At 53.3% G+C, this 26,271-nt stretch carries 23 protein-coding genes; 16 read left to right on the forward strand and 7 right to left on the reverse strand.

The annotated features are described in order from the left end of the window. Positions 1-49: 49 nt before the first annotated feature. Positions 50-688: a cytochrome b gene (locus A6R74_RS19730; protein WP_064236169.1), complete on the reverse strand. Its 639-nt coding sequence runs from the start codon at positions 686-688 to the stop codon at positions 50-52. Beyond that, on the reverse strand, positions 681-1,637 hold the full coding sequence (locus A6R74_RS19735) for a siderophore-interacting protein (protein ID WP_064236170.1): 957 nt from the start codon (positions 1,635-1,637) through the stop codon (positions 681-683). The genes A6R74_RS19730 and A6R74_RS19735 overlap by 8 nt, the downstream gene beginning before the upstream one ends. 190 nt (positions 1,638-1,827) lie before the next feature. On the opposite strand from A6R74_RS19735, the gene fhuB reads away from it, so the two are divergent. Then, the gene (fhuB, locus tag A6R74_RS19740; protein WP_064236171.1) at positions 1,828-3,828 is read left to right on the forward strand and encodes a Fe(3+)-hydroxamate ABC transporter permease FhuB; all 2,001 of its coding nucleotides are present in this window, start codon (positions 1,828-1,830) and stop codon (positions 3,826-3,828) included. Between the two features lie 116 nt (positions 3,829-3,944). Then, positions 3,945-5,603 carry a multidrug ABC transporter permease/ATP-binding protein gene (locus A6R74_RS19745; protein ID WP_064236172.1) on the forward strand — a complete coding sequence of 553 codons (1,659 nt, stop codon included), beginning with the start codon at positions 3,945-3,947 and terminating at the stop codon, positions 5,601-5,603. Positions 5,604-5,624: 21 nt separating this feature from the next. On the opposite strand, the gene A6R74_RS19750 is transcribed toward A6R74_RS19745, so the two are convergent. Together A6R74_RS19750 and A6R74_RS19755 are read right to left on the reverse strand one after the other, a co-directional pair. Continuing rightward, entirely contained in the window at positions 5,625-5,900 is a 276-nt protein-coding gene (locus A6R74_RS19750) for a HigA family addiction module antitoxin (RefSeq protein ID WP_064236173.1), read from the reverse strand. Between the two features lie 14 nt (positions 5,901-5,914). Next, entirely contained in the window at positions 5,915-6,193 is a 279-nt protein-coding gene (locus tag A6R74_RS19755; protein WP_064236174.1) for a type II toxin-antitoxin system RelE/ParE family toxin, read from the reverse strand. A gap of 195 nt (positions 6,194-6,388) precedes the next feature. On the opposite strand from A6R74_RS19755, the gene A6R74_RS19760 reads away from it, so the two are divergent. The 5 genes from A6R74_RS19760 to A6R74_RS19780 all read left to right on the forward strand — a co-directional run bounded on the left by A6R74_RS19760 (position 6,389) and on the right by A6R74_RS19780 (position 12,400). Continuing rightward, on the forward strand, positions 6,389-6,943 hold the full coding sequence (locus A6R74_RS19760) for a sigma-70 family RNA polymerase sigma factor (RefSeq protein ID WP_082906758.1): 555 nt from the start codon (positions 6,389-6,391) through the stop codon (positions 6,941-6,943). Beyond that, on the forward strand, positions 6,944-7,963 hold the full coding sequence (locus tag A6R74_RS19765; protein WP_082906759.1) for a FecR domain-containing protein: 1,020 nt from the start codon (positions 6,944-6,946) through the stop codon (positions 7,961-7,963). Positions 7,964-8,072: 109 nt separating this feature from the next. After that, a complete protein-coding gene (locus tag A6R74_RS19770; RefSeq protein ID WP_082906760.1) occupies positions 8,073-10,520 on the forward strand; it encodes a TonB-dependent siderophore receptor in 2,448 nt (815 codons plus the stop codon). 148 nt (positions 10,521-10,668) lie between these two features. Next, positions 10,669-11,568, forward strand: a complete 900-nt coding sequence (locus A6R74_RS19775) for an ABC transporter substrate-binding protein (RefSeq protein WP_064236175.1) — start codon at positions 10,669-10,671, stop codon at positions 11,566-11,568. Positions 11,569-11,794: 226 nt separating this feature from the next. Next, positions 11,795-12,400 (forward strand): LysE/ArgO family amino acid transporter, encoded by a 606-nt coding sequence (locus A6R74_RS19780; RefSeq protein ID WP_064236176.1) that lies wholly within the window; start codon positions 11,795-11,797, stop codon positions 12,398-12,400. A 3-nt stretch (positions 12,401-12,403) separates the two neighbouring features. Here the strand turns inward: A6R74_RS19780 and ltaE are convergent, their stop codons facing one another. Continuing rightward, positions 12,404-13,411 (reverse strand): low-specificity L-threonine aldolase, encoded by a 1,008-nt coding sequence (gene ltaE / locus A6R74_RS19785; protein ID WP_064236177.1) that lies wholly within the window; start codon positions 13,409-13,411, stop codon positions 12,404-12,406. Between the two features lie 114 nt (positions 13,412-13,525). On the opposite strand from ltaE, the gene A6R74_RS19790 reads away from it, so the two are divergent. After that, on the forward strand, positions 13,526-14,746 hold the full coding sequence (locus tag A6R74_RS19790) for an NAD(P)/FAD-dependent oxidoreductase (RefSeq protein ID WP_064236178.1): 1,221 nt from the start codon (positions 13,526-13,528) through the stop codon (positions 14,744-14,746). A gap of 76 nt (positions 14,747-14,822) precedes the next feature. After that, on the forward strand, positions 14,823-15,374 hold the full coding sequence (gene speG / locus A6R74_RS19795) for a spermidine N1-acetyltransferase (RefSeq protein WP_064236179.1): 552 nt from the start codon (positions 14,823-14,825) through the stop codon (positions 15,372-15,374). A 100-nt stretch (positions 15,375-15,474) separates the two neighbouring features. On the opposite strand, the gene A6R74_RS19800 is transcribed toward speG, so the two are convergent. Further along, entirely contained in the window at positions 15,475-16,236 is a 762-nt protein-coding gene (locus tag A6R74_RS19800; protein ID WP_064236180.1) for a M48 family metalloprotease, read from the reverse strand. Positions 16,237-17,491: 1,255 nt separating this feature from the next. On the opposite strand from A6R74_RS19800, the gene A6R74_RS19805 reads away from it, so the two are divergent. The 7 genes from A6R74_RS19805 (at position 17,492) to A6R74_RS19835 (ending at position 25,179) form a co-directional block, all read left to right on the forward strand. Further along, positions 17,492-18,253 (forward strand): metallophosphoesterase, encoded by a 762-nt coding sequence (locus A6R74_RS19805; RefSeq protein ID WP_064236181.1) that lies wholly within the window; start codon positions 17,492-17,494, stop codon positions 18,251-18,253. A 358-nt stretch (positions 18,254-18,611) separates the two neighbouring features. Continuing rightward, a complete protein-coding gene (locus A6R74_RS19810) occupies positions 18,612-19,937 on the forward strand; it encodes an enolase C-terminal domain-like protein (RefSeq protein ID WP_064236182.1) in 1,326 nt (441 codons plus the stop codon). Between the two features lie 164 nt (positions 19,938-20,101). Next, a complete protein-coding gene (kdgD, locus tag A6R74_RS19815; protein ID WP_064236183.1) occupies positions 20,102-21,019 on the forward strand; it encodes a 5-dehydro-4-deoxyglucarate dehydratase in 918 nt (305 codons plus the stop codon). A gap of 136 nt (positions 21,020-21,155) precedes the next feature. After that, a complete protein-coding gene (locus A6R74_RS19820) occupies positions 21,156-22,121 on the forward strand; it encodes a TRAP transporter substrate-binding protein (RefSeq protein ID WP_373557067.1) in 966 nt (321 codons plus the stop codon). A gap of 61 nt (positions 22,122-22,182) precedes the next feature. Beyond that, a complete protein-coding gene (locus A6R74_RS19825; RefSeq protein WP_064236184.1) occupies positions 22,183-22,719 on the forward strand; it encodes a TRAP transporter small permease in 537 nt (178 codons plus the stop codon). Positions 22,720-22,722: 3 nt separating this feature from the next. Further along, positions 22,723-24,003 (forward strand): TRAP transporter large permease, encoded by a 1,281-nt coding sequence (locus A6R74_RS19830; RefSeq protein ID WP_064236242.1) that lies wholly within the window; start codon positions 22,723-22,725, stop codon positions 24,001-24,003. A 39-nt stretch (positions 24,004-24,042) separates the two neighbouring features. Beyond that, positions 24,043-25,179, forward strand: a complete 1,137-nt coding sequence (locus tag A6R74_RS19835) for a mandelate racemase/muconate lactonizing enzyme family protein (protein WP_064236185.1) — start codon at positions 24,043-24,045, stop codon at positions 25,177-25,179. Here A6R74_RS19835 and A6R74_RS19840 read toward each other — a convergent pair. Continuing rightward, entirely contained in the window at positions 25,136-26,098 is a 963-nt protein-coding gene (locus A6R74_RS19840) for an alpha/beta hydrolase (protein WP_064236186.1), read from the reverse strand. The two genes, A6R74_RS19835 and A6R74_RS19840, sit on opposite strands and share 44 nt — an antisense overlap. Positions 26,099-26,271 lie beyond the last annotated feature (173 nt).

Below are 26,271 nucleotides of genomic sequence, written 5' to 3' on the forward strand. Positions count from 1 at the left end.
GCACTGTGGCGCTGGGCTAATTCTTCATCACTGTAGGCACCTTCGTCTATTATCTTCCAGATCCTCGACGGCCACTTTTGCCCACCATGCGCGACAGCACTTTATCCTTGAACCAGAACCTGTGAATCAGTGCCATCGCTATATGGCCGATGACTAACCCACATAGCAGCCACGAGAGTGGGCCGTGAAGCAGATCGGCGGGGGCAATCATCCAGGTGATGTTGCGCTCCGCTTCGGGCAGTAGCTCCAGGCCATAAAAGCGCAGTGCGCCGCCGCGGCCGTACTGGCGCAAAATGGCGAAAGCGGGTAGCCACAACAGCAGCGCATAAAAGGTGATATGCAGTAGGCGCGCCATGCGACCACCCCATCCAGGCGGCTGCGGAGGGCGCAGCTTGCGGTTGACCCATGCCCAGCCAAGGCGCGCCAGGGTCGCGATCAGAATCAGAAAACCTAACGAACCATGAGGCCCGATGGTCGCCAAAAACAGCGTAATCGCGTTTTCGCCCATCCCTCCCCAAGCCAGCAACACAGTAAATTGCAGCGTGACCAGCGCGGCGGTTAGCCAGTGCAGCGCGCGGCTTATGCGTCCGTAGTAGCTGGGGCTGTCTCGCCAGCCAATAGGCGTTTGGGCTGGCTTGCTGGTGTGACCATTGTTTAGCGCTGTGCTGTTTGCTGCTCCTTTACCCATTGGCCTTGCCCTGGCGCCAGTAGCCCATGCTGGTGACGTACTGTTTGGGTAGCCCGCACTCGTTAACCAAATAGCGGCGCAGCTTCATAGCCACTTTGGTTTCAGCAGCGATCCAGGCGTAGAAGGGCGCGCTATCGTCCAGGGTGGCGGGTTCCCAGAGCGGGCCGTCCTCATCGTCGCTTTCATTGTTGGTCGTGGCGCTGGTAGTAGTGCTGGTAGTAGCGTCAGCAGGCGTGCCGCCTAGCGCTTGAATTTCCCTATGCAAATCGATATCGCGCAGCGCTCTCATTAGCAGCTCACCGTGTTGGCAGCCGGGCTCGGCATCTCGGGCCAACCAGTGCAGCTTGGCGGCTTGGGGCAGCGGCTGAACATCGTCACTGCGGGGTACTTCGAATAGCGCTTCGGCTCTGGGTTTTAAAGGCAGGTCATCGAGGGTTTCCAGAATGCCAGCCGCAGCGGGAAGAGCTGTTTCATCGGCGATGATCAGAATGCGGCGCACGTTCTGAGGTGGCTTCCACTCATAGCCCAGTTTTGGGCCTTCCGCATTGGCGACGGGGGCTGTCATGGCGAGGCGGTCGCCGGGGCGGGCGCGCATTGCCCAGCGTGAGGCGGGGCCATTGTCGCCATGGAGCACGAACTCTACATCCACCTCGGCTTTTTCCGGGCGTAGGGCGCGGATGGTGTAGGTGCGCGCAGAGGGGCGCTGGGCGTCAGGCAGGGCGCGGTAGGCGCCGTACCAGTCGTGCTCTTCCAGCTTGGCGATCTCGAACAGCGGGTCGAGACTGCCGCAACCTTCGGGGAAAAACAGCTTGACGCGCTGATCCGGAGCGTAGGTCGCCATTTGGCCGACGTCTGGGCCGGTAAAGGTGAATCTGACGAGCGAAGCGCTGACCTGGGTGCGTCTCGCCAGGGTGATATCGAACAGCTGGTAGCTCGGTTTGGCTGCCATGGTGGGTATCTCCATTAGGTATTCATTAAACAGACAGGGAGCCAATTGTAGTGCTAATTATTATCATTTAGAATCGTTGTCAATAATTCAACCATTAACCTCCAGAACTATTTAAGGCTAAGACAATGACGCTGCTGCCTATCACGTCTCTTTTGGCGAACTGTTCGGTTATCACAAAAGGGTGCTCGCTATGCTAGGCGCCTCGCAAGTTGCCCAACGAGTGGGCGGAATGTCGCCCGCGAAAGCCTGCCTGTTGCTTAGCCTGCCGATGGTGGTGCTATTTTGGATTGGCCTAGAGGGGCAAGGCGGTTTTGCGCTGGGCCTAAAGGCATTAGTGACACCTTCCTTTGAGAATGTTGACGAGCTGCTGCTTCACTATGCTTGGTGGCCGCGCCTCTCGATCGCGCTGCTGGCCGGAGGCGGTTTGGGGCTGGCGGGCGTACTCATGCAGCAGGTGTTGCGCAACCCGTTAGCCTCGCCGACAACGTTGGGCGTGGCGTCGGGCGCTAATTTGGCGTTGATGACCGCCACCTTGCTGGCGCCGGGGCTGCTTGTAGTAGGGCGCGAATGGGTAGCCTTGCTGGGCGGCGCGCTGGCAGTGGGGTTGGTTTTTCTGCTTTCTTGGCGGCGCGGTTTGGCACCTATTGTGGTGGTGCTAGCGGGCTTGGTCGTCAACTTGTACTTGGGGGCGCTCTCCACCGCACTGCTACTGTTTAATCATGAGGCGCTCTCGGGGCTGCTGATTTGGGGCGCGGGGTCGCTGGCGCAAAACGGTTGGGATGGGGTTGCGGTGCTCTGGCCACGGTTGGCGATTAGTTGCGTGGCAGCGTGGTTCTTGCTGCGCCCCCTGGCGGTACTGGAGCTGGACGACGCCAGCGCCAAGAGCCTGGGGGTCTCGCTGACCTATCTGCGCTTTGCGGGGATGGGGTTGGCAGTATTTATTACCGGTAGCATTGTCAGCGTGGTGGGCATTATCGGCTTTATCGGCTTGGCTGCGCCCAATATTGTGCGTATGGCCGGGGCGCGCCGGTTGGGCCCACGGCTAATATGGTCGACGCTATTGGGGGCGGTGCTGCTGACCACCACGGATCTGCTGCTCCAGCAGTTCGGTGGGATGGTGGCGGCCTTTATCCCCACCGGGGCGATTACCGGAGCCCTGGGGGCGCCGCTGTTAATGTGGCTGATCCCACGCCTGAAACTTCAGGGCGATCAGCCGCCTAAAGGGGCGGGTGTTTTCGCCCATCGCCATCCGGCGCCTTCTCGTTTGGCCACCGGTTTAATCCTCGCGCTACTGGGCGCCACACTGCTTGGGCTGCTCGTTGGTCAGGGTGTTGATGGTTGGTACTTGTTGTCGCCGGATAACTGGAACGTGATGCAGTGGCGCTTGCCGCGAGTGATGGCAGCCGCCGCCAGCGGGTTGATGTTGGCGATTGCCGGGACGATTCTACAACGCCTTTCCGCCAACCCCATGGCCAGCCCTGAAGTGCTGGGAATCAGCGGTGGCTGTGCCATTGCGCTGATTCTGGGTATTTTCTTGCTGCCCGCGCCCACTAATATGATACTGATTGGTGTGGGTACTCTAGGCGCTTTCGCAACGCTGCTGGTGCTGGTCGGCATTAACCGTAAAAGCGGCTTCCTGCCCGAGCGGTTGCTGCTCACCGGGGTGGCGATCACTGCGCTGTTTGATGCAGTGCGCAGTGTGATGTTGGCAGGCGGCGACCCGCGTGGCCAGCAAGTGATCGCTTGGTTGGCGGGCTCGACCTATTACGTGGATGTCACCCATGCGGTGGTGGTGGGGGCGATTGCCGCGCTATTGGCGCTGGCCACGCTACCTTTTACCCGCTGGTTGGATATCTTGCCGTTAGGCGCACCGACGGCCAAGGCGCTTGGGATAACGCTCAATCGTGCTCGCTTGGCGCTGTTGCTGCTAGTAGCGCTACTCACTGCTTGCGCCACCCTGGTGGTTGGGCCGCTGTCGTTTATTGGTTTGCTGGCACCGCATATGGCGCGCTTGGTCGGCTTCTCCAGGGCAGGGCAGCATCTGCTGGGCGCGGCGCTGATCGGGATGTTGTTGATGGTGTTGGCCGATTGGGTCGGTCGTCAGATTATTTTCCCCTATGAAATTCCAGCAGGCTTGGTCGCCTCCCTGATTGGTGGCGCTTACTTTATGTGGGGGCTGCGGCGATTGTAGTCACCTGCGTTTTAGCACTCGCTATTAGCACTCGCTATTAGCACTCGCTATTAGCACTCGCTATTAGCACTCGCTATTAGCATTCACTGAAAACAAGATACCGGGGAATTGTGGTCATGGAGCTGTTGAGGATTGTATGGCGTGATTACCGCTGGCCCTTTGTGGCCGTGGTACTGCTCAGCCTAATAAGCGCTGGCTTGGGCATTGGTGTCATCGCCTATATCAATCAACGGCTGCTAGGTACCTTCACCGACCCCTGGCGCATCCTGCCAGAGTTCCTGGGGCTGATAGCGCTGTTACTGGTTATTACCCTGACATCACAGTTGGCGCTGACCACGCTAGGCCACCATTTCGTCTACCGGCTGCGGGGACAGTTGATCAAGCGAATTCTGGATACCAATATTGAACGCGCCGAGCAGATTGGCAGTGCGCGACTGCTGGCGAGTCTCTCTACCGACGTGAGTTCAGTCACCGTTGCGTTTATACGCTTGCCGGAACTGGTGCAGGGTGGGGTGCTGACGGTCGGCGCCACGCTTTACCTGGCGTGGCTTTCGCCTGCCATGCTGGGGGTCACCGCGCTCTGGGTGATCGTGACTATTTTGATCGGCATACGCCTGGTGGCGCGGGTCTATGGGCATATGGCCAAACTGCGCGAAATACAGGATCGCCTCTACGCGGATTACCAGTCGGTGATTGAGGGGCGCAAAGAGTTGGCGCTCAATCGAGACCGTGCCGAATGGCTGTATCGCGATGTCTACACCCCGAACGCACAGGATTGTCGGCGCCATTTTATTCTTGGCGATACCTATCATCTGAGCGCGGTGAACTGGTTCAACATCATGATGCTGGGGGCCATTGGCGTAGCGTTCTTTTTGGCCAACGGCCTGGGCTGGGCATCGGTGCAGGTAGCCACGACGTTCTCACTCACGCTACTGTTTCTACGTGGGCCTCTGATGCAGGCCATTGGCGCCTTTCCGACGCTGATTAATGCCCGGGTAGCGTTCGAAAAGATCAGCAGTTTAGACTTGGCTGAGCACCATGAGGCGTTTGGGCACTCTGCGCTGCGCCATAACTGGCAGACGCTTACTCTGGAGCAGGTCTGCTATCGCTACCCGGATGAGGAATCCCGGCCGGGCTTTGCTATCGGCCCCATCGATCTGACCTTACAGCGCGGCGAAGTGGTGTTTCTGATTGGTGGCAACGGCAGTGGCAAATCGACCCTGGCAAGGCTTCTAACCGGGCTCTATCAACCGCAAAGCGGCAGTGTTCGGGTCGATGGCATGCCGCTGCGGGAAGAGGACTGGACACGCTATCGCCAACACTTCTCGGCGATTTATACCGACCTGCACCTATTTGACCGTTTGATGGGCCCCGCGGGCGAGTCACCCGACCCGGCGCTAATGGAAGAGTGGCTAGCGGCACTGGGCATGCAGAGTAAGCTCGACTTCGACGGTGATCGCGTCACCAACATCAACCTTTCCCAGGGGCAGCGCAAGCGCCTGGCGATGCTGCTGGCCGTGGCCGAACAGCGCGACCTACTGCTGCTGGACGAGTGGGCCGCCGACCAGGATCCTCAGTTCCGGCGAGTCTTCTACCGTGAGCTACTGCCGCAACTTAGGGCGTTGGGCAAAACGCTGGTGGTCATCAGCCACGATGACCACTACTTCGACCAGGCCGATCGCCTGCTGGAAATGCGCGGCGGGCAGCTCGTCGAACTCACCGGTGAGCAGCGGGAAGCCGCCAGCCGCGATGCGGTGGCGAGGGTAAATGGGTAGTCATTGATGTGAGTCGCTTAGCTAAGCCGCGCCCTGGTTATGACGAAGCTGGAAGAGATCATAATTGGTCTGCATGGATAGCCAGAATTCGGCGCTTCCGGCGTCCAATTTTTCCAGAGCCAATGCCATTTCAGGTGTGACGGAGGCGCTGCCGTTAATTACCCGGTTCAGGGTGTTGCGGTGACAGCCGAGCTGTTCAGCGACCGATGCCACACTGCTAATCTTGTGGCCGTCTTCATCCTCAATCAGACGCTGCCGAATAATGCGGCCCGGATGTGAGGGGTTATACATCGCCATGGTTTGTTCTCCCATCAGTGATAGTCGTCATAGTCCAGCAGGTAAACATTACCGTCGCGGAACTCGAAGAACAGTCGCCAGTTCCCCGACACCTTGATGGCATACTGGCCGTCCAGTTTTCCAGTTAGAGGGTGAAGGCCCCAGTTGCCAGCAGCTATATCGTCGAGACTGGTGGCTGCGTCCAGTACGGTTAGGCGATCACGGAGACGGTCGACATGATCGACACGGACGCCCCTAGTGCTTCCTTTCTCGACAAACAACTTTAGTCCCTTATGCTTGATGCTTTTAATCATCCATCGTACCAACGTATGCCCAACTGGCTTTTATTGATTGTAGCGTGTCGCGCGACAGTGTGCAATGCTGGGCTAAGTGCGTATATCTTCACTTCCGCTTGCCTGCTATTGGCTCTGAAGTGAGGGAAGGCATTGACACTGCCTTTAAATTGAAAAAGAATAAGAATCATTTTCGAAATGGTATGGATCCTTTATATGGCGGTGGCTCCCCAATCAGCCGAGCCCATGGCATACCACACTGGCTGTCGGGACTCGCTCGGCCAACTCTATCACCACCATCACCCCTGGCTGCAGCAGTTGCTAAGTCGGCGGCTGGGCTGCGGCGAATCGGCGGCTGACCTGGCCCAGGACGCCTTTGTGCGCCTGCTGCAAACGCCGCGGCATCTGGATAGCTTTGACGGTGCAAGAGCCTACCTTAGCCGCATGGCCAAAGGGCTGTGCGTAGATCATTGGCGCCGCCAGGATATCGAGCGGGCCTGGCAAGAGGCACTGGCCGCTCGCGCTGAGGCGCATTTACCCTCCGTCGAGCACCAGCAGATCGTCATCGAGACCCTGTGCGAGATCGACCGCATGCTGTCGCGACTGCCTGAAAAGGTGGCCACTGCTTTCCTGGCCTCTCAACTCCACGGCAAACCCTATCGGCAGATTGCCGAAGAACTCGGCGTTTCCGAACGTATGGTCAAGAAATACATGGCCCAGGCCATGCTGCAATGTGCATTGATTGAAGCCGGTTTCGAGGCCAGCCTCTAAATGGTCTCTGCCGTAAGCCATGATGAAGCCGCCAAGCGCCGCGCGCTGGCAGAGGCCGCCGAGTGGTTTGCCGAATGGCAGGCGGGCGAGCTCTCTTTAGCCCAACACGAACGGTGGCAGGCGTGGCTGGAGGCCAGCGATACCCACCGCTGGGCCTGGCAGCAGGTGGAAGGCGTTAGCCAGCGTTTCACCGCCAGCCTGAATGAGGCGGAGCGGCAGACCGCCGACCGAGTGATCAGCTCGGCGCGGCAACGACGGCGAGGGCGGTGGCATCTGCTGAGTGGGCTCTCTACCCTGGCGTTTGCGGCCGTGTTGATCGGGCTTTCCTGGCAGTGGACGCCATTGCCCCAGTGGGACGCGTACTGGGGCGCCGACTACCGCACCGCTACCGGCGACATCACCCGCATTGAACTGGAAGATGGCACCCAAGTGTGGCTAAGCAGCGCCTCGGCGCTGGACGTAGACTATGACCACCAGCAGCGCCGACTGCAACTAGTGGCGGGCGAGGTGCTGATTATGACCGGCCAAGACCCCGAACGCCCCTTTTATGTAGATACCCGCAGTGCTCGGCTAACGCCCTTGGGCACTCGCTTTAGCGTGCGCCAACGCCAAACCGATGAACTGCTAGCGGTATTTGAGGGCGCGGTGGCTATCCAGACCCATGGCGATGCCGACCATGCCAGCCAGCACCAAGTGGTCGACGCGGGTGAACAGGCCAGCTACGCCGTTAACGGCATTGGCGAACTCAACCCCGCCGACGGCAGCCGGGCCGCCTGGGCCAACGGTGTTTTGCTGGCGGAAAATATGTCGCTGAAAACGTTCGCCGCGGAGCTTAGCCAGCATCACCGCGGCCGCCTTGAGGTCGACCCGGCGGTGGCTGACCTTACACTACTCGGCGCTTTCCCGCTTGACGATCTGGAGCGCTCCCTGCACATGGTCGAGACCACGCTGCCGGTGACGGTGCGGCAAGTGATGCCCTGGTGGATCAAGATCGAGGTGGCCGGGTCAGAGCGCGAATAAAAGCGTGCCAAGAATAAAAGGGAAAAATTGATTTTCTTGGTTCCCTTTTTTCGCGCGGGTTCGATTCCCCTATATAAGCAGCCAAAAACCATCTGCAAGGGGAACCGAAATGCCGCAGCACCGCACCGCATTACCTTCATCATCTACCGCTATTAGTCAGCTCCCACGGCGCCGCCGCGCCCTCGCGCTGGCGGTTCATCTCGCCGCCGTCGGTTTGTTAGCTACGCCGCTATTGTCGCTACCCGCCATGGCGCAAACCACCCAGCAGCAAACACGCCAGTACGCTATCCCTGCGGGCCCGGTCAGCACGGTAGTCAACCGCTTTGCCTCTGAGGCTGGTGTTTTTATCAGCGGTGCTGGCGAGCTAGGCGAAGGGCGCCAAAGCCCTGGCCTGCAGGGCCAGTATGGGTTAGATGAAGGGCTCGAACGGCTGCTGAATGGCACCCGCCTTAGGGCCGTACGGCAGGGGGATGGGAGCTATCGGTTGGAGGAGCGGCCAGATGGGGTGGCGCTGTCGACTATTGAGGTGACAGGAGCGCGTCTGCCCTACGGCATGACCGAGAACAGCAATTCCTACACAAGTGAAAGCACTAGCATCGGTTTAGCGTCTCAGTTAGTTAAGGAAACGCCTCAGTCCGTCAGCGTCGTGACGCGGGAACGGCTGGATGATCAAGGTACGACCTCATTGGCCGAGGCCATGCGCAATGTTACTGGTATGACCGTGCGTGAGTACGGGCCCAATCAGTACGAGCTCAAGTCTCGAGGCTATAATATTAACTCCTTTCTCATTGATGGTAGTCCTGCTCAGAGTCCAGAAAGTGCCTGGGAAAGCGCTGGAGTATTTGATACAGCCCTACTCGATCGTATTGAGGTTCTACGTGGGCCTGCGGGTATTCTCCATGGGTCTGGTGAGCCCAGCGGTACCATCAACCTGGTGCGCAAACGTGCTTTAACTGAAAGCCAAGCCTCGGTTACCCTCTCTGCCGGTACAGATGATGCTTATCGGGGGGTAGTCGATGTAACTGGCGCACTGGATAGTGATGGGCGAGTCCGGGGCCGCTTCGTCGGTGTCTATGATGATCGAGGCTCCTTCATCGATAATGTATATTCGGAGAACAAAGTCGGTTATGGAACCTTGGAGTTCGACCTGACCCCGGATACCACACTGTCCTTGGGGGCAACCATACAAGACGAAGAGTTCCGCCCTAACTCGGGACTACCGATCTACAGTGATGGTTCTCTACTCAATGTTAGTCGCTCTACGTATCTAGGTTCAGATTGGGAAAAACAAGCCGGTGATGCCCAGCGTTATTTTGTGGAATTGGAGCATCGGTTGAGCAATGGTGCTGAAATCACTTTTAAAGCCAATCACCTGAATCGAGATTCCAACCTCCAAAAGAGTGAAAGCCATTCGTCCGTTTCAACCGGTACCGGTGAATTCTTGATGCGCCGAATCCAGTGGGATCAAGAACGCCAGGATGATTATCTCGAATTTCAGGCACGTACTCCCTTTGAACTGGCTGGGAGCACCCACGAAGCCGTACTCGGCACCAGCTATTTGAGCAGGGAAGTTAACCGTACATTTGCGTCTGGCAACCCGATCACTGTTCCAGCCAGTATTTTCTCTTCCGACCATAGAACTTCAGAGCCTCCTACTTTCGATCAAAACCCTGTTCGTTCTGACCAGGCCAGCACGCAGTATTCAGTCTATAGCCAAGCTAATTTCAACTTATTTGATCCTCTTACTCTTGCCTTAGGGGGGCGCATTAATTGGTGGGAAACGGAGACTTTCCTCAGCGCTGGAGGTGCAAAGAGCGAGAATGATAGCAGTGGATCTAAATTCATTCCTTATGCGGGCCTGATCTATGGACTCAACCCTGAAATCAATCTTTACGCCAGTTACACCGGTTTCTTCGAACCGCAACTGTCCACAGGCCGAAATGGCAATTTTATCGATCCACGTGAAGGTGACCAAATAGAGATAGGGATCAAAGGATCCAATCTTGAGGGCGAGTTAAACTGGCATGTCGCAGTTTTCCGTATTGAAGACACCAACCGTGCTTATACGGATCCTAATAATCCTGGTTTCTCAATTCCTATCGGCGAAGCAAGGAGTGAGGGGGTCGAGCTTGAAGTCAGCGGTCAGTTGTTGCCTCGCTGGGATCTCAGTGCTGGCTATGCTTATACGCAGACAGAGTTCGTGAAGGACGCTAACTCAGAAGGCCTCACGCTTTCACCGGACACACCTGAGCATAATTTCAACCTATGGTCACGTTATCGCTTTAGTGACACTGAAAATCAGGGATGGCGCATTGGTGCAGGTGTAAATACCTTTAGTGGAATTTATGCCCAAAGTGGGGATATTCGAACTGAGCAAGGTGGATACACCACTGTTTCAGCACTGCTCGGCTATCAAGTCAGTGAGAGCTTGGACATCTCATTGAATGGCAATAACCTAACTGATAAGGAGTACTACTCTACAGTTAGAGGCGGAAATAGGCATAATTATTACGGTGCGCCAAGAAATTTTATGCTTACTATGGATTATATTTTCTAATAAGCCATGAGCAGGGGAGTAAACCTGCCATTCTAAAGAACACTAACTTGGCGGCAATTTAAAATTCATTAAATTGGGTGTTAAAATTGCCGCCAAATGAGAGATCTATAAGCCTCTTGCTACAATCCTTACCCTATATAGAGAAAACATGAATATTCTCTCTCAATTAAATATAAGCAACGAATCTTGTCTGCGCGCTTTGGTTTTATATCTTTCTTTTTTTATATCAACCATCAGTCATGCTTCCTCTCCTCCTTCTACGATAGCCCTTAGTTGGACTACTGCCGAAACGCTGGTCGCCATTGGTGCGCCCCCAATAGGTATGTCAATGAGAGATAATTATCAAAAATGGGGAAGCATCAGATCCCTTCCGGAAGACACAGTGGAAGTTGGTATCTCATTTCAACCAAACCTTGAACTTATTACATCAATGCATCCAGACATAATAGTGTCAGACAGCGTTTTTGCCGTATCCGATGAGCAACTATCAGACACATACAACACACATCGCTTCACTATCTACCAAGAAGACGTAGACAGATGGAATGAACTTAAAGATTTCACAAGAAAATTATCCTCGACTATTATGTTGCCAGATTCTGGCGAGGTGTATATTGCCGACCTTGAAGATAAAATTGAACACCTAAAAAATAGAATCACGGAATGGAACGAACCACTGCTAATTATTCGCGCTTTAGATTTAAACCATGTGAGGGTTTATGGACAAAATAGCTTAGTTCAAGCCGTACTTGACCAGTTGGGTCTTTCCAACGCCTGGCAAGAACCAACAAACCAGAAGGGATTTTCGATTGTTGGAGTAGAGGCGCTAATCGGCATTGATGCGCGACTAGTAATCGTGGAAGGCCCACAACTTTCCGGGAATATAGCAACTCAACTTTCCGACCGTGGCCTATGGCAGTATGTACCCAGCATTCGAGAAAACAATTTATTAACAGTTCCTCCATTCTGGGTGTTCGGTGCACTACCTTCTGCATATCAGTTCTCAACATCGTTAGTCGAAGCCTTGGAAGACAGTACTAGCAATTAATCTTTTGATTCTGCCCAGTCACAGGCCTGAAGCACCCACTGAGCCTCAGCCCACTGCTTCATCGGAACGCTGATTCGCCGTGCGTTTTTCCGACATTGATAAACGGTTTTATAATAAGAAAAACTAATGCTCCATTAGCAGGATGATTTTTAGTTATCAGTGGTGCCCAGTACCTTAGTGTCAGTTTGATCAACACGACGCATATTCTGACACTGGGAGCGGGGCAATGTGGGAAAGTTATATCACCGGGCTGGTGGTGAGCGGCGGCATTATCATGGCGATTGGGGCGCAAAACGCCTATATATTAGGCTTGGCCATTCGCCGGGAGTATCACTGGTGGTCGGCGGGGCTGTGCATGAGTGCGGATATTATCCTGCTTACGGCGGGCATGTTTGGGGTGAGTGCTTTTCTGCTGACGATGCCCAGCGCGTTGGAAGTCATGCGCTGGGTGGGCGTCGTGTTTTTAAGCTGGCTGGCGGCCCAGGCACTGTTTCGAGCCTTTAGCGGGCGGCAGGGGCTTCGCGCCGAGGCGGGCAAAGCGCCCAGTTTAACCAAAGTGATTTTCGCCACTCTTGCGGTCACCATACTCAATCCACAGGTGTACCTGGACACGCTGCTGCTGATACCCGCCATTGGCGCCCAGCAGGAGAGCGCCGGTGTGTTTGTGGCGGGTGCCTCTACCGCTTCCATACTGTGGTTTAGCCTACTGGCCTGGGGCGGTGCCGCACTTTCACCTTGGCTCTCGAAGCCCATCGCGTGGCGCATTATCGACGGCTTGATTGGTTTGATGATGGCCGGCATCGCTGTGCATCTCGCGCTCAGTGCCAGCTAGTCGTCAGTGGCGACTAAAATAGGCCTCCATCACCGCGATAACCTTGTCGATATTCGCATCATTAATATCGCGATGGGTAACAAAGCGCGTGGCGTAGAGTAGCTCAATTAAAATGCCGTGCTCTTTTAGCCAGGTGGAGAGCGGCTGAACATGCTCGTCGGGGAAGTGCGCGAACACCATATTGGTGTCTTGAGAGGTGATTTCGACACCGGGCAGCCTAGCCAAGCCCTCTGCCAGTCGCGCTGCACGGCGATGATCGTCGGCCAAGTCCGCCACGTGATGGTCCAACGCATACTGGCAGGCGGCGGCGATAATACCTGATTGGCGCATGCCGCCACCCACTACTTTCCGCCAGCGTCGTGCGCGGTCGATCAATGCTTGCGAGCCCACCAGGGCTGAGCCGATGGGGGCGCCCATGCCTTTTGAAAAGCATAGCGACACGCTATCAAACGGCAGGCACAGTTGCTTGAGTGAGGTGTCGGTAGCAACAGCGGCATTGAATAGCCGCGCGCCGTCCAGGTGCGTTGCCAACCCCCGTTCCCGTGCCAGTTCGGTGGCTTTCAATACGTAGTCTGCGGGCAGTACTTTGCCGCCAATCGTATTTTCCAGTGCTAGCAGTTTGCTGCGGGCAAAGTGAAAGTCGTCGGCTTTGATGGCGGAACTGATTTTCTCCAGGGGCAGGGTGCCATCGGCAGCGTTCTCAATCGGCTGTGGCTGAATGCTGCCCAGTACAGCTGCTCCTCCGCCTTCATATTTGTAGGTATGGGCCGACTGCCCAACGATGTACTCATCGCCGCGCTCGCAGTGGGCCATGAGCGCCACCAGATTACTTTGAGTGCCGCTAGGAAATAAAAGCGCCGCTTGTTTGCCTGCCTGCTCGGCTAAATTGTTTTGAAACGCGTTGACCGTTGGATCATCGCCCCACACATCATCGCCAACCGGGGCGGCCATCATGGCGTCTTTCATGGCAGAGGTCGGACGGGTCACTGTATCACTGCGTAAATCAATCATGCACATCTCCTTTATTGTGTGGGGCAGTTACTCAGAAGCGTTTTCTCATGCAAGTTCTGGGGAACCATCTATGGTTAACAGCATACTGCAAGTCTCTCAAGCAAAGGCAAACAGATGGATCTGAAAAGTGGTTATCCCTTTTGGGCGGTCAAAAATGGCCTATTGAAAACCTTTCCTCAACTGACCCGCGATCACCAATGCGAGGTGGTAGTGATTGGTGGCGGCATTACAGGCGCGTTGATTGCTGATGAGCTAAGCCGCAACGGCCACCACGTGGTGGTGCTGGAGCGCCGGGATGTGGGCTGGGGTAGTTCAGCCGCCAGTACTGCGTTACTGCAGTACGAAATTGATACCCATATGACAGCGTTAGCCGAGCGCTATGGGGAAGCCGATGCAGTGCTTGCCTACCGTGCCTGCGCCGAAGCCATTGGCGAACTTGAGTCCCTGGCGGCAGGGCTGGGTGATGTGGATTTTGAGCGTCAGCAAAGCCTTTACTACGCCAGTAGCGAAGAGGATGTCGCGTCGCTCAAGGAGGAGTTAGCGCTGCGCCAAAAACACGGGTTTGAAGCCGAATGGCTTGAGCGCGAGATTATTTTGGCGGAGTACGGCTTTGAGGCACCCGGTGCTATTCTTACTCAGCTAGCCGCCACTATTGATCCTTATCGTATGGCGTATCAGCTGTTTTCCAGGGTGGTCGAGCGCGGGGGAGAAGTATATGACCGCACGCAAATGGAGACGATGACGCCGGATGACCAGGGAGTCACGTTGACGTTGGCCAATAGTGCCAAGCTGCGCTGCAAGTACGTGGTGATGGCTGCAGGGTATGAGTCGCAAGCTTGGCTGCCAGAAAAGGTGGCTGACAATCTTAGCAGCTATGCGCTTATCACTGACCCGCTACCGCCAGAGGCCTTGGGTAAGTTACGCCACACCATGGTATGGGAGTCAGCGCGACCCTACCTCTATATGCGCACTACCTGCGATGGGCGACTCCTCGTGGGCGGAGACGATGACGACGAAGATATTCCCAAGCGCCGCGACGCGAGGGTAGAAGAGAAGGCCGAGGGGCTGGCAGCTAAGATAGAAGCGCTATGGCCTAGGCTAGATATTAACCCCACATTCTCTTGGGGCGGTACCTTTGCGGAAACCGGCGATGGCTTGCCTTTTTTCGGGCCTCATGATGCCCTGGGCCCACGCGTACATTTCGCCATGGCCTATGGCGGCAACGGCATCAGCTACAGCATGATAGGCGCCAAACTGCTGCGAGCGCTTATTGAGGGTAGAGAGCACCCCTTGGCGGAGCTGTTTTCATTTAAACGCTTAGCCAAAATGGCCTAGCCTAAATGCAAAAATTGGGTAGCAGGCAAGCTTAAAACGCGTATATCTTAACGGATATTCATAAGGATAGCGGGTAATGGGCCACCAACTTTATTTGCGTGCACTGGAGCGCAACGACCTGCGCTTTGTTCATGAACTAAACAATAACCAGAGCATTATGTCGTACTGGTTTGAAGAGCCTTACGAGTCATTTGATGAGCTGGAGGAATTGTATAACAAGCACATCCATGACAACGCCGAACGGCGCTTTGTCGCGGAGGATAGCCATGGAAATGCCATTGGCCTGGTAGAGCTGATTGAGATCGACTACATCCATCGCAGCGGCGAGTTTCAAATCATTATTACCCCGGATCACCAGGGGAAAGGGTTTGCCCGCTCCTTAATTCGCCAAGCATTGCACTACTCATTCACAATTCTAAACCTACACAAGGTATATCTCATTGTGGCGGTGGAGAACGTTAAAGCGATCCATCTTTACGAAGAGAGTGGTTTTATTGAAGAAGGCCACTTGGTGCAGGAGTTCTTTATCAATGGCAAGTACCGCGATGTAAAGCGGATGTATATCTTGCAGGGCACCTACCTAACCCAATTGTCAGAACAGCAAGAAGAGAGTGGCGAGTGGGCCTAGAATGAGGGGGTGTTGCCCTTTTGCTTTATTGTTAGTAGCAACCTGTACTCCCGCTAGGCATCACCGGGGCGAATTTAGCAGGAGTACAGGTTCCTTCATCTTACTGGAAGGAAGCTTCTAGGCGCTCTGCACGATCACCCGCTGCTGGGTGGCTGGAAAAGACGCTGCTGTCATTGCCGTATTTGGCTTCTAGCTTGCGTAGGGCTGCAACGGATGCCTCTGCATTCAGGTTGTGGCGCTGCATTAGCTCAATGGCATAGTCATCAGCTTCATTCTCTTGGCGTTGCGAGAACTGAGCATTGACAAGCTTTTCGCCCAAATCACCAAGCTCAGAGCTTGAAAGTGCGGCGGCGGTGGTGCTGCCACTAGCAGCAGCTGCTTCACGTGCAGCGGACGCGGCATAGGCAACCTGGAAAGCACGTTTGGAGTGCCCTAACGCGACGTGTCCGATCTCGTGGGCGATAACGTAGCGTACTTCATCATCGGTCATCTCATCCATCAGCGCGCTATGCAACCGGATGGAGCCGTTGGGTACCGCAAAAGCATTAACGTCGTCTAAATGATAAACGTTATAGTCAAGCGTATGGCCGTCGACTGTTTCTAAGCCCTGGGTTAGCTTCGCCAAACGTTGTGCATACTGACTGTCGTCTGCAACAAGGCGGTTTTGAGAATCCAGCTGGGCAATGGTTTGATCGCCAAGTTGTTGCATTTGTTGATCCGACATCGTGGCAGCGCCAGCCAAACTGGAGCCCGCAGACATCAGACCTCCAAGGTCAGCGCCTGACTGGCAGCCGCTAAGGGCAAGTGCTGCCGCTAAACCTAAAGCATAAGATGTTTTGCGAACCAAAAAAGGTGTTTGCATCGTCCGTTCCTTCGTCAATGTGCGTGCATAACAAGAAGAGTCTGCACGTTGAGTATTGCGCCTTTATTAGCCGAACTAATATTAGACCATTCCTTTGTGTAACTCCATACCCTACTGTAAAGAAGATTATTGAGGTCGACTACGAACACCGTATTGTTGTGCTTAAAGCCATTACTTCGTTAAGCGTAGCGCTGATTGTTACTGCTTGAAAATTTCAAAAGTGTAATTAATCGTAGCGATGGATAACATTAAAGCGATTTATCTTTACGAGGAGAACGCTCAATTGAGGAGGTTTTCTTGTGCTGACATCCGTTTTCAATAAAAATACAGCAGCTTGCAAAATTACTGCGTAAGTCATTGATCCATAAGTGATAAAAACACCTTGAGGGCATTTGGCCCGACCAGCCAATTGATAGCGAAGCCTGCCCATTACAATTGACTGTAAGAATAAAAAACGCCTCGTGTAAACGAGGCGTTGTATGGAGCTAAAACAGCATGCCGTATCTATGCTTAACGCAGGTAGGCCTTAATAGCGTCAAGTGCCGCACGCTGCTGTAGAGCGCGTTTTGCCCACACTTCCATAACATCAACTTCCAACGCTTGTGCAGGGGTAACTAAGTGTTGCATGGCGTTCATTCCTCTTTCAGGGGGTCAGAGAATTCGTTGAGACCTTGTTGTAAAAAATGTTGTAAAAACATGTTATAAAATCAGATGCTGTAAAAATCTTATGTTGTACACAGCCTGTGTTGTGCATAGCAGCAATTTAGCTGTTGTGAGATATTAAGAGCTTTTTCTGCGAAGGGCTAGTCCTAACGATGTAGGTGATTTGCCATTTTTTGTAAGCTATGGCTTACATATGCCTGTAGAACGATATTAGGTCTTTGAATGGAAAAGGTTTTCATAAGCATTAAAAAAGCCGGAAAATATTCCGGCTTCGGTGTTTTCTTTGGTCTTAAGGGTAGAAAAGCACCTGATTTAGCCTAGGTAGGCTTTCAGCGCTTCAGCTGCGGCACGATGCCACTGAGCATTCAAGCTCCAGTACTCTAGAACTTCATTATCGCGTGCAGGGGATGTTATTAAAAAACTCATTGTGCGGTCCTCCTTTTGGGACTACCTCTTTATTGTAGTCTATTTTTGCTGCAATGCAGCATGAATGTGGTGCTGCACCGTGCTATGCGACAAAGTGACCTAGGCTGGTTACGGTAGTTTGAGATGGTTATGGTGGTTTGCATAAGTATTGGCGACGAGGAGCCTTATGCGTCTACGTATTTTGTCTGACCTACACCTGGAATTTTTTGACGGTAACCGCGAGCTGCCTGAGGTGGTTGCCGATGTAGTCATCCTGGCTGGAGATATTCACCGCCACTGCGAAGGCCTTGCCTGGGCGCGTTCCCGCTTTCCGGACATGCCGATTATCTATGTGCCAGGCAACCATGAATTCTACGGTACCTGCATGCCGCTGTTACGTGATGAGCTGGCGCTCGAAGCCGAGCGGCTCGACATTGAACTACTGGATAACCGTGCCATAACTCTCAATGGCGTGCGCTTTTACGGTACTACGCTATGGACTGACTTTGCGCTTTACGCCGGAGATCCAACTCAGAACCCTGCCGATACTGAGTCTAAGGCGCTGAGCTACATGCCCGATTTTAAAACCGTGCAAATGTCCCCTGGCGTAACCTTCACACCGCAGGCGAGCCAGCAGGTGCACGCTGAAGCCCTCGTTTGGCTAGAAAACGAGCTGTCACAGTCATTTGATGGCCCAAAAGTGGTGGTTAGCCACCACGCCCCGCTGCACGATTGCATCCCAGGCCAATACCTGGGCGACGCGTTATCCCCAGCGTTTGCTTCCCACTTGCCTCATCTAATGGGCAAGATGGATGTTTGGGTGCACGGGCATGTTCACGAGCCCGTGGATATTCTACGCAACGGCACACGTGTCATTGCCAACCCTGGCGGTTACCCCTATGAGTTCAACCCAGTGCTGTTTAAGCCAGATTGGGTGGTTGAGGTTTAAAAATATAATTATTTACAATAGGTTAGCTATAAAGGTTGAGCGTTTTTGACTTCGGTGGTGAAAGGTCTTTGCTCGCTACTTTGGTTTAAATTCTACGGCTTTTGCTTGCGCCATCACTGAATGATAATTATCTTTCTATTTGTATGATGTATTACATATATGATAGCTAAATTAGTAACCCATATCGTCGGTGCGCTCAATGTCCAGTGAATTTATATTGATGTAAAAAGTTATTGCTTGCGTCATTCGCGTCTCTTCAAACAGTAACCATGATTTGGTTTCATTTGATAATGCAGCCAAGGGTTAGGTTTGTTAAAGAAACAATTACTGGATCGATAATATAATAGGTAATAAATATATGTTCCCGAAAATCAAGAGTATGCGTGTTATACCCGTAGCGGGCTTTGACGGCTTTTTGCTAAACCTCAGCGGCGGTCATGCGCCTTGGTTTATTCGCTGTGTGGTTATCCTTGAGGATGATGCCGGTAACCAAGGCGTTGGTGAGATTCCTTCCAGTGGCGGCATTCTTAAGGGGCTGGAGCAGTGCCGCGCGTTAGTAGAAGGCTCGCAGATCAATAATATTAAGCACACCCTTAATCAGGTTCGGCTGCAATTGGCGCAGAACGGACGGGAAGAGCGGGGCCGTCAAACGTTTGATTTGCGCGTAGCGGTGCATGTCATCACGGGGATTGAATCGGCGCTATTAGACCTCTATGGGCAGGCACTGCAACTGCCCGTCGCCGATCTGCTGGGGCAGTACGGTCGTCAGCGTGATGAAGTCGAGGCATTGGGCTACCTGTTTTTATTGGGAGACCCGGCCAAGACAGACCTGCCGTATCCTAAAGCGCATAACCCTCAAGATACCTGGGATGAAATACGCTACCAAGAAGCACTGACACCCGAAGCCGTGGCGAACTTAGCCAAAGCCGCCTATGAGCGGTATGGGTTTAAAGACTTTAAATTAAAAGGCGGAGTATTACGTGGCGAAGACGAAGCCGATTGCATTCGCGCGCTCCATGATGCATTCCCCGATGCGCGACTAACGCTTGATCCCAACGGTGCCTGGAAGCTCGATGAAGCGGTGCGAGTGCTGGAGCCTATCAAACATCTGCTCAGCTACGCTGAAGACCCCTGTGGTCAGGAGGAGAGTTATTCTGGGCGCGAGACCATGGCTGAGTTCAAGAAGCGTACCGGTTTGCCAACCGCTACCAATATGATTGCGACAGATTTTAAACAGCTGCAGTACGCCGTCCAACTTAATTCCGTTGATATACCTTTGGCAGATTGTCATTTCTGGACCATGCAAGGTGCTGTCAAAGTGGGTGAGCTTTGCAATGAGTGGGGGATGACTTGGGGTTCTCACAGTAATAATCACTTTGATATTTCGCTCGCCATGATGACCCACGTTGCAGCAGCTTGCCCAGGTGAGATTACCGCGATTGATACCCACTGGATTTGGCAAGACGGGCAGCGCATCACGAAAGCCCCTTTGCTTATTCGCAATGGCAAACTCAAGGTGCCCACCACCCCAGGGCTGGGGGTTGAACTTGACGAAGAAAAGCTTATGGAAGCGCATAGCCTTTATAAGTCGTTGGATACCACGCAGCGAAATGATGCCATGGCCATGCAGTTTTTGATTCCTGGTTGGGAATTCAATCCTAAACAACCTGCCTTGGTACGTTAATCCTAGTAACTGCTACTTTGGTTTAAATTTTGATAGTTCTGCTTGCGTCGCTTCAATGTAGTACATATCTTCAATAATTGTATGATGTATTACATAGTGCGTTTATTTTGAGTCGCCAATATCTTCTCGCTCAATGGTCAACGCATTCACACAGAGGGCGTAACGTGACGTTTTCAAGAGAAGCAGTAACCAATGCCATCGGCGATGGCTTGCTATCGTTCCCCATCACGGACTTCGATAGTCAGGGCCGTTTTGATGAAGCGAGCTATCGCAAGCGGCTTGAGTGGTTCATTAGCCACGAGATTTCCGCGGTCTTTGTCGCGGGTGGTACAGGAGAGTTTTTCAGTCTTTCTCTAGAGGAATATCGCGAAATTGTTCGCGTGGCGGTCGAAGTGATTGACGGGCGCTTGCCGGTCATCGCCAGTGCTGGCTTAAGCGTAGAGACAGGCAAAGCCTTTGCAAAAGCGGCTGAAGAGGCGGGCGCCGATGGCATTCTGTTGATGCCGCCTTACCTTACCGAGTGCCCACAGGATGGCTTAGTCGAGTATGCACGCCAAATTTGTGATGCCACCTCAATCAACGTGATTTATTACAACCGTGGCAATGGCATTTTGAATGCCTCATCGGTTCAGCAACTCGCCGACCACTGCGCTAACTTGGTGGGGCTAAAAGATGGCAAAGGCGATATCCAAGCACTCAACAAGATCGTCAAAACTGTTGGCGACCGATTGGTGTATATCGGCGGCGTGCCCACGGCGGAAATTTTTGCTGAAGCTTACGTCTCCATTGGCGTGAATACTTACTCTTCTGCCGTTTTCAACTTCGTACCGGAAATGGCGGTAACGTTTTACAAGGAGTTACGCAAAGGCAATAAAGAAGTTGTGAAGCAGATCACCAATGACTTTTTTATTCCTTTCGTGGATCTCAGGGATCGAAAAGCAGGCTATGCAGTGAGCCTCATCAAAGCAGGCGCTGACATTATCGGCCGTCCTGCAGGCAGTGTCCGCGCACCGCTGACTATGCCCACTAAAGATGAGCGCCAGCAGCTTGAAGCGCTTATCGATGTAGCAAAGAAGTATTAATCGAATGCTGATTATTATTAATAATTAGTATGCAATTACCAATAATAAGAGGACGTTAGACATGCGCACACACAATAACTGCATGAGCGACAGCGTGATGAAAACCAACAGTCTGAAAACCTATGCTTTAAAAACTATGCTGCCCACCGCTGGCGTAATGGCACTGATAGCCTTTGCACTGCCTGCTCAAGCAGATAACTGGCGTGGTTGGAACATTCATCCTGACGGCTATCCTAATACGGTAGCGTTAGAAGAGTTTGCTGACGCGGTGGCGGAACAAACGGAAGGCCGCATTACTCCACGTGTTTATAACAATGCCGTGCTGGGTGACCAGTCAGACGCCATTGAGCAGACCCGTAACGGGGCATTGGATTTTGCCAACTTTAATATGGGTCCGATGGGGCCCATCGTGCCAGAAACCAACGTATTCTCGTTACCCTTCCTGTTCAATGACGTTGAACATATGCATACAGTAATGGACGGAGAAATTGGCGAGCGCTTTGCCGACGCTTTAGAAGACAAAGGATTGGTGGTTCTTTCATGGTTCGATTCGGGTGCTCGCAGCATTTATAACACCCAACGCCCTATTAAAACCCCTGAAGATGTTAAAGGCTTAAAGATTCGGGTAATGAATAACGATCTTTACGTCGATATGATCGCTGCCATGGGTGGTAATGCCACGCCGATGTCTTATGGTGAGGTGTATCAGAGCTTAACCACTGGCGTGCTCGATGGTGCTGAAAATAACTATCCCTCTTTTGAGTCAAGCAACCACTATGAAGCGACGGGCTACTACTCGTTAACCGAGCACTTAATCATTCCTGAGTGTTTGTGTGTGGCTAAATCAAGTTGGGAAAAGCTCTCGCAAGAAGATCAGGACATTGTTCGTGAAGTAGCCGAAGAGGCTTCCAAACGTCAGCGTGAGCTATGGGTAGAAAGCTCAGAAGAGAGTCGTCAGATCGTCCTCGACCACGGCGTTGAGATTAATGAAGTGGACGATAAAGCCGCCTTTCAGGCGCTTATGGAACCCATGTATGAAGACTTCATCGCTAGTAATCCTGGCACAGGTGAGCTGATCGAGGAAATTCGCGCTACCGAGTAAACTTTGTCGCCCACACGCTTCTGGCAGCTAATGCTGCCAGAAGTTGAAAAGGAAATGTGCCGTGAGTATCGAACTTGAATCGCAGGTCGATAAGGAAGACGCGGAAGAAAGCGGCTCGCTGAATCGAATCTTAGATGGTGTCGCCAGCTTATGTATTCTTATTGCGGGGATCTTATTAGTCACTCTTATTCTAATATTTGGGTGGTTAGTTTTCGGCCGGTATGTGCTGAACAATACGCCTACTTGGGTTGAGCAAGCCTCGTTAGTATTGGTTGTTTATATTACCTGCTTAGGCGCAGCGGCAGGGGTTAGGCACCATAGCCATCTGAATATTGATTTTATTCGTGAAAGCTTTGCTGGCCCATTGCGCGGTTTGATGCACCACCTTTCTGACCTTTTTATCTTCTTTTTTGGCGGTTTCATGGCTTTCCAAGGCTGGACGTTAGTGATGTCAAACTTGGAAAGGGCTATTCCCATGATAGGTCTATCTGAGAGTTGGCGGGCGGCTCCCCTGGTGATTTGTGGTGTGTTAATTATGCTTTTTGCAGCCGCTGATATAGCACAGCGCTTACTGACTCGAAAAGTTAAGAGGGTATAAATGATGGGTCTTATTATTCTTTTCGGGATCTTTTTCTTAGGCCTTATAGTTGGCGCGCCGGTTGCTTTTGCTGTTGGTTTAGCTGCGGTTGTTACCTTCCTGTATGAAGGCTTGCCGCTATTTGTTGCCTTTCAACGCATCCTATCCGGTATTTCCGTTTTTTCACTGCTTGCGATTCCCTTCTTTATCTTTGCTGGTGAGTTAATGATGCACGGCGGTATCTCCACTCGCCTTGTGCGCTTGGCATCAGCGATGGTGGGTAAGGTGCGTGGCGGTTTGGGAATGGTGAACATTAGTTCTTCCATGCTGTTCGGAGGAATCTCTGGTTCGGCAGTGGCAGACACATCGGCGTTAGGTTCTATCCTTATCCCGGTGATGAAAGAGAAGGGGTACGACGCCGACTATGCCGTGAATGTCACCGTAACCTCATCGATTGCGGGCGTAGTGATCCCCCCTAGCCATAACATGATTCTTTATGCCGTCGCGGCGGGTGGTGGTATCTCCGTTACCCAATTGTTTATCGCCGGTATTGTTCCAGGTATTTTAATGTGCGTCAGCTTAGCCGTTGCGGCTTATATTGTCGCGGTGAAGCGCGGTTATAAGGGCGAAGCTTTCCCTGGCTGGCATGCGTTGATAGTCAGTTTTTTCGCCTCCTTGCCTGGCCTGATGACCGCGGTGATTATCGTCGGCGGGGTGCTTTCGGGCATTCTGACCGTGACGGAATCCGGTGCCTTCGGGGCTATCTACGCTATTGTAGTGACCGGTCTGGTTTATCGTGAATTGACCTGGGCCTCTTTTAAAGCCGCTGTTGTTCAGTCGGTAAAAACCACCTCACTGGTGATGATTCTAGTTGGGTGTGCATCGGCATTCTCTTACCTGCTGGCGCTCTACAATGTTCCGGAAATGCTAACGACAGGCCTGATGGCTATTTCCGATAAGCCGCTGGTTATTTTCCTTATGCTTAACATCATTCTATTGATTTTAGGCATGATTATGGACATGGCCGCGTTGATCCTTATTTGTACGCCTATTTTCCTGCCGGTAGCCATGCAGTTCGGCATGGATCCGATCCAGTTTGGCATTATTTTAATGATGAACCTGGGTCTAGGTCTGTGTACGCCACCCGTAGGTGCCTGTCTGTTTGTCGGTTGTGTGATTGGCAAAATTAAAATCGAGGAAGCGGTACGCACTATTTGGCCGTTCTTCTTAGCACTGTTCGTAGCCTTGATGCTGGTGACATACGTACCTGCTATCTCATTAACGCTACCCAGCTTTTTCCAATAAAGCTGCATTTAACGAAGCTGCTAAAGGGACTGATCATCTATGAAAGTTGTCGCGGTAAATACCCATATACTTGATTACCAACTTGAGACCGCGTTTGAGAGTGCCTCAATGCACTTTTCGCGCCGCCAACACTGCCTAGTCGAAGTCGTCTGCGATGATGGCACCATTGGCTGGGGCGAGTGCTTAGGGCCGGCTAAGCCTAACGCTTCGATTGTGGAGGTCTACGCCCAGTCACTAATAGGCGAAGACCCGCTGCAAACGGAAAAAATTTGGTTAATGCTCTATAACCGATTACGCGACCAAGGCCAGCGCGGCTTAACCGTGACGGCCTTGAGCGGTATTGATATTGCGTTGTGGGATATCAAAGGCAAGCACTTTGGCATGCCGATCTCAACACTGCTGGGCGGGCGCTTCCGTGAAAGCGTACGTGCTTATGCAACCGGTTCGTTCGCCCGGGCTGGAGTTGATCGGGTAACCGATATTGCCGCCGAAGTGGCAGGCTATCGCCGTGAAGGTTTTCACGCCGTCAAGATTAAAATCGGCTTCGACGTTGAGGAAGATCTGGAAGTGATTGCCGCCGTGCGTGAGGCCATTGGGCCGGATATGCGCATGATGATCGATGCCAATCACGGGTATGACTACCTGGAAGCCATTGAGCTAGGGCAGCGCGCCGCACCGTTTGGTATCGACTGGTTTGAAGAGCCTGTGTTGCCAGAGCAAATTTCTACCTACGAAGCCGTTCGCGCTGGTCAGCCGATCCCCGTTGCCAGTGGTGAAAACTGGCACGGTCGCTATGCCATGCAGGCGCCGTTGTCCCGTCGTGCGGTAGATATCGTGCAACCGGATATTTGTGGCGTAGGTGGTTTTAGCGAAATGCGTCGGGTCGCTGATATGGCGGCCATGCACGGCGTGCGGTTGGTGCCCCACGTATGGGGTACAGCGGTGTGTTTGGCAGCAAGCTTGCAGTTTATGGCTGGGCTGCCGCCCAACCCGCCGCGCCGCAAGCCTATTGAACCCATTATGGAGTTCGATCGCACCGAGAACCCCTTCCGCCAGGCTATTGTTCAAACGCCCCTAGAACATAACCAGGGCGTGATGACGATCCCTGATGGCCCGGGTTTGGGTATTGAAATTAATCGCGATGCGCTTTCTGCCTTTGCCTTGAAAGCAAAGTGATTAGGCTCTTACCCTGCTTCTCCAGGCCAGGCATGACGCCAATCTGCCTCATCCACTGCGCTAACAGCTGCGGCCAGGCGGCCACTGGCTTGTTCTGGGCGCCTTCAATGCCAAAGCCATGGCCGCCGTCGCGGAAGATGTGTAACTCAGCTTTCACGCCCGCCGCATGAAGTGCGCTGTAAAAGGCCACAGCATTGGCGGGCGGTACTGAAGGGTCGTCGTCAGCGAGCACCATAAACGTTTCCGGTGCATCGGCACTTACGTGTTCTTCAGGAGAGTATTCACACTTGTGCTGCAACGATGGGCTATCGCCTAAAAGGGCAGTGCGTGAGCCTTCGTGAACGCCTTCATCCTGCATGGTGACAACCGGGTAAACCAGGGCGACAAAGTTTGGCCGGGCGGAGATGCTCTGCTCATCGTTATCGGCTTGATAAGCCGCTCTGTCGTATCCTGTGGCAAGCGATGCGCCAAGGTGGCCCGCAGCCGAGAACCCTAGGAAACCGATTCGTTCAGGATCCAGGCCCCACTCGCCAGCATGCCCGCGCACCAGGCGCATCGCACGCTGTGCATCGGCCAGCGGTGCCTCTGCGCGGTTGGCGTGCCCCTCACCGGGCAGGCGATAGGTCAGAAGAAAACTAGTAACCCCGTACGGTGCCAGTGCCCTGGCAATTTCGATGCCTTCTTTGTCTAGCACTACCCGACGGTAAGAGCCGCCTGGGGCAATAATGATAGAGGTGCCGTTGGGGTGTTCCGGCACCCAGGCGGTGATACTGGGCGCGGCAATGCCGGTAAGCGCGCGATCTGCGCGGAACAGGTTATTGGAGCGCTCTTCCACCACGGGCGCCAAGTCAACTGGTGTGCCTGTAGGGCGCTCGTTCCAGAGCGGTAGCACCGCTTCATGCTGCAGTGTCTCGGCCATGACGACTCCTGTGCTCATCACACCGCACAGGGCCAATACCTTCCATGCGGATGTCATTCTTTGCGTTTGCATTGTTAGCTGTATTTGATGCTGCGTAGTGGGTGCTTGAAAAGTGTTCATCAAGAGCTATATGTCATTAAGAACTATTTTTCAAAAGGTTAAGCTTAAAAAAG

The sequence above is a fragment of the Halomonas sp. ALS9 genome (genome assembly GCF_001651035.1).
GTDB lineage: Bacteria > Pseudomonadota > Gammaproteobacteria > Pseudomonadales > Halomonadaceae > Vreelandella.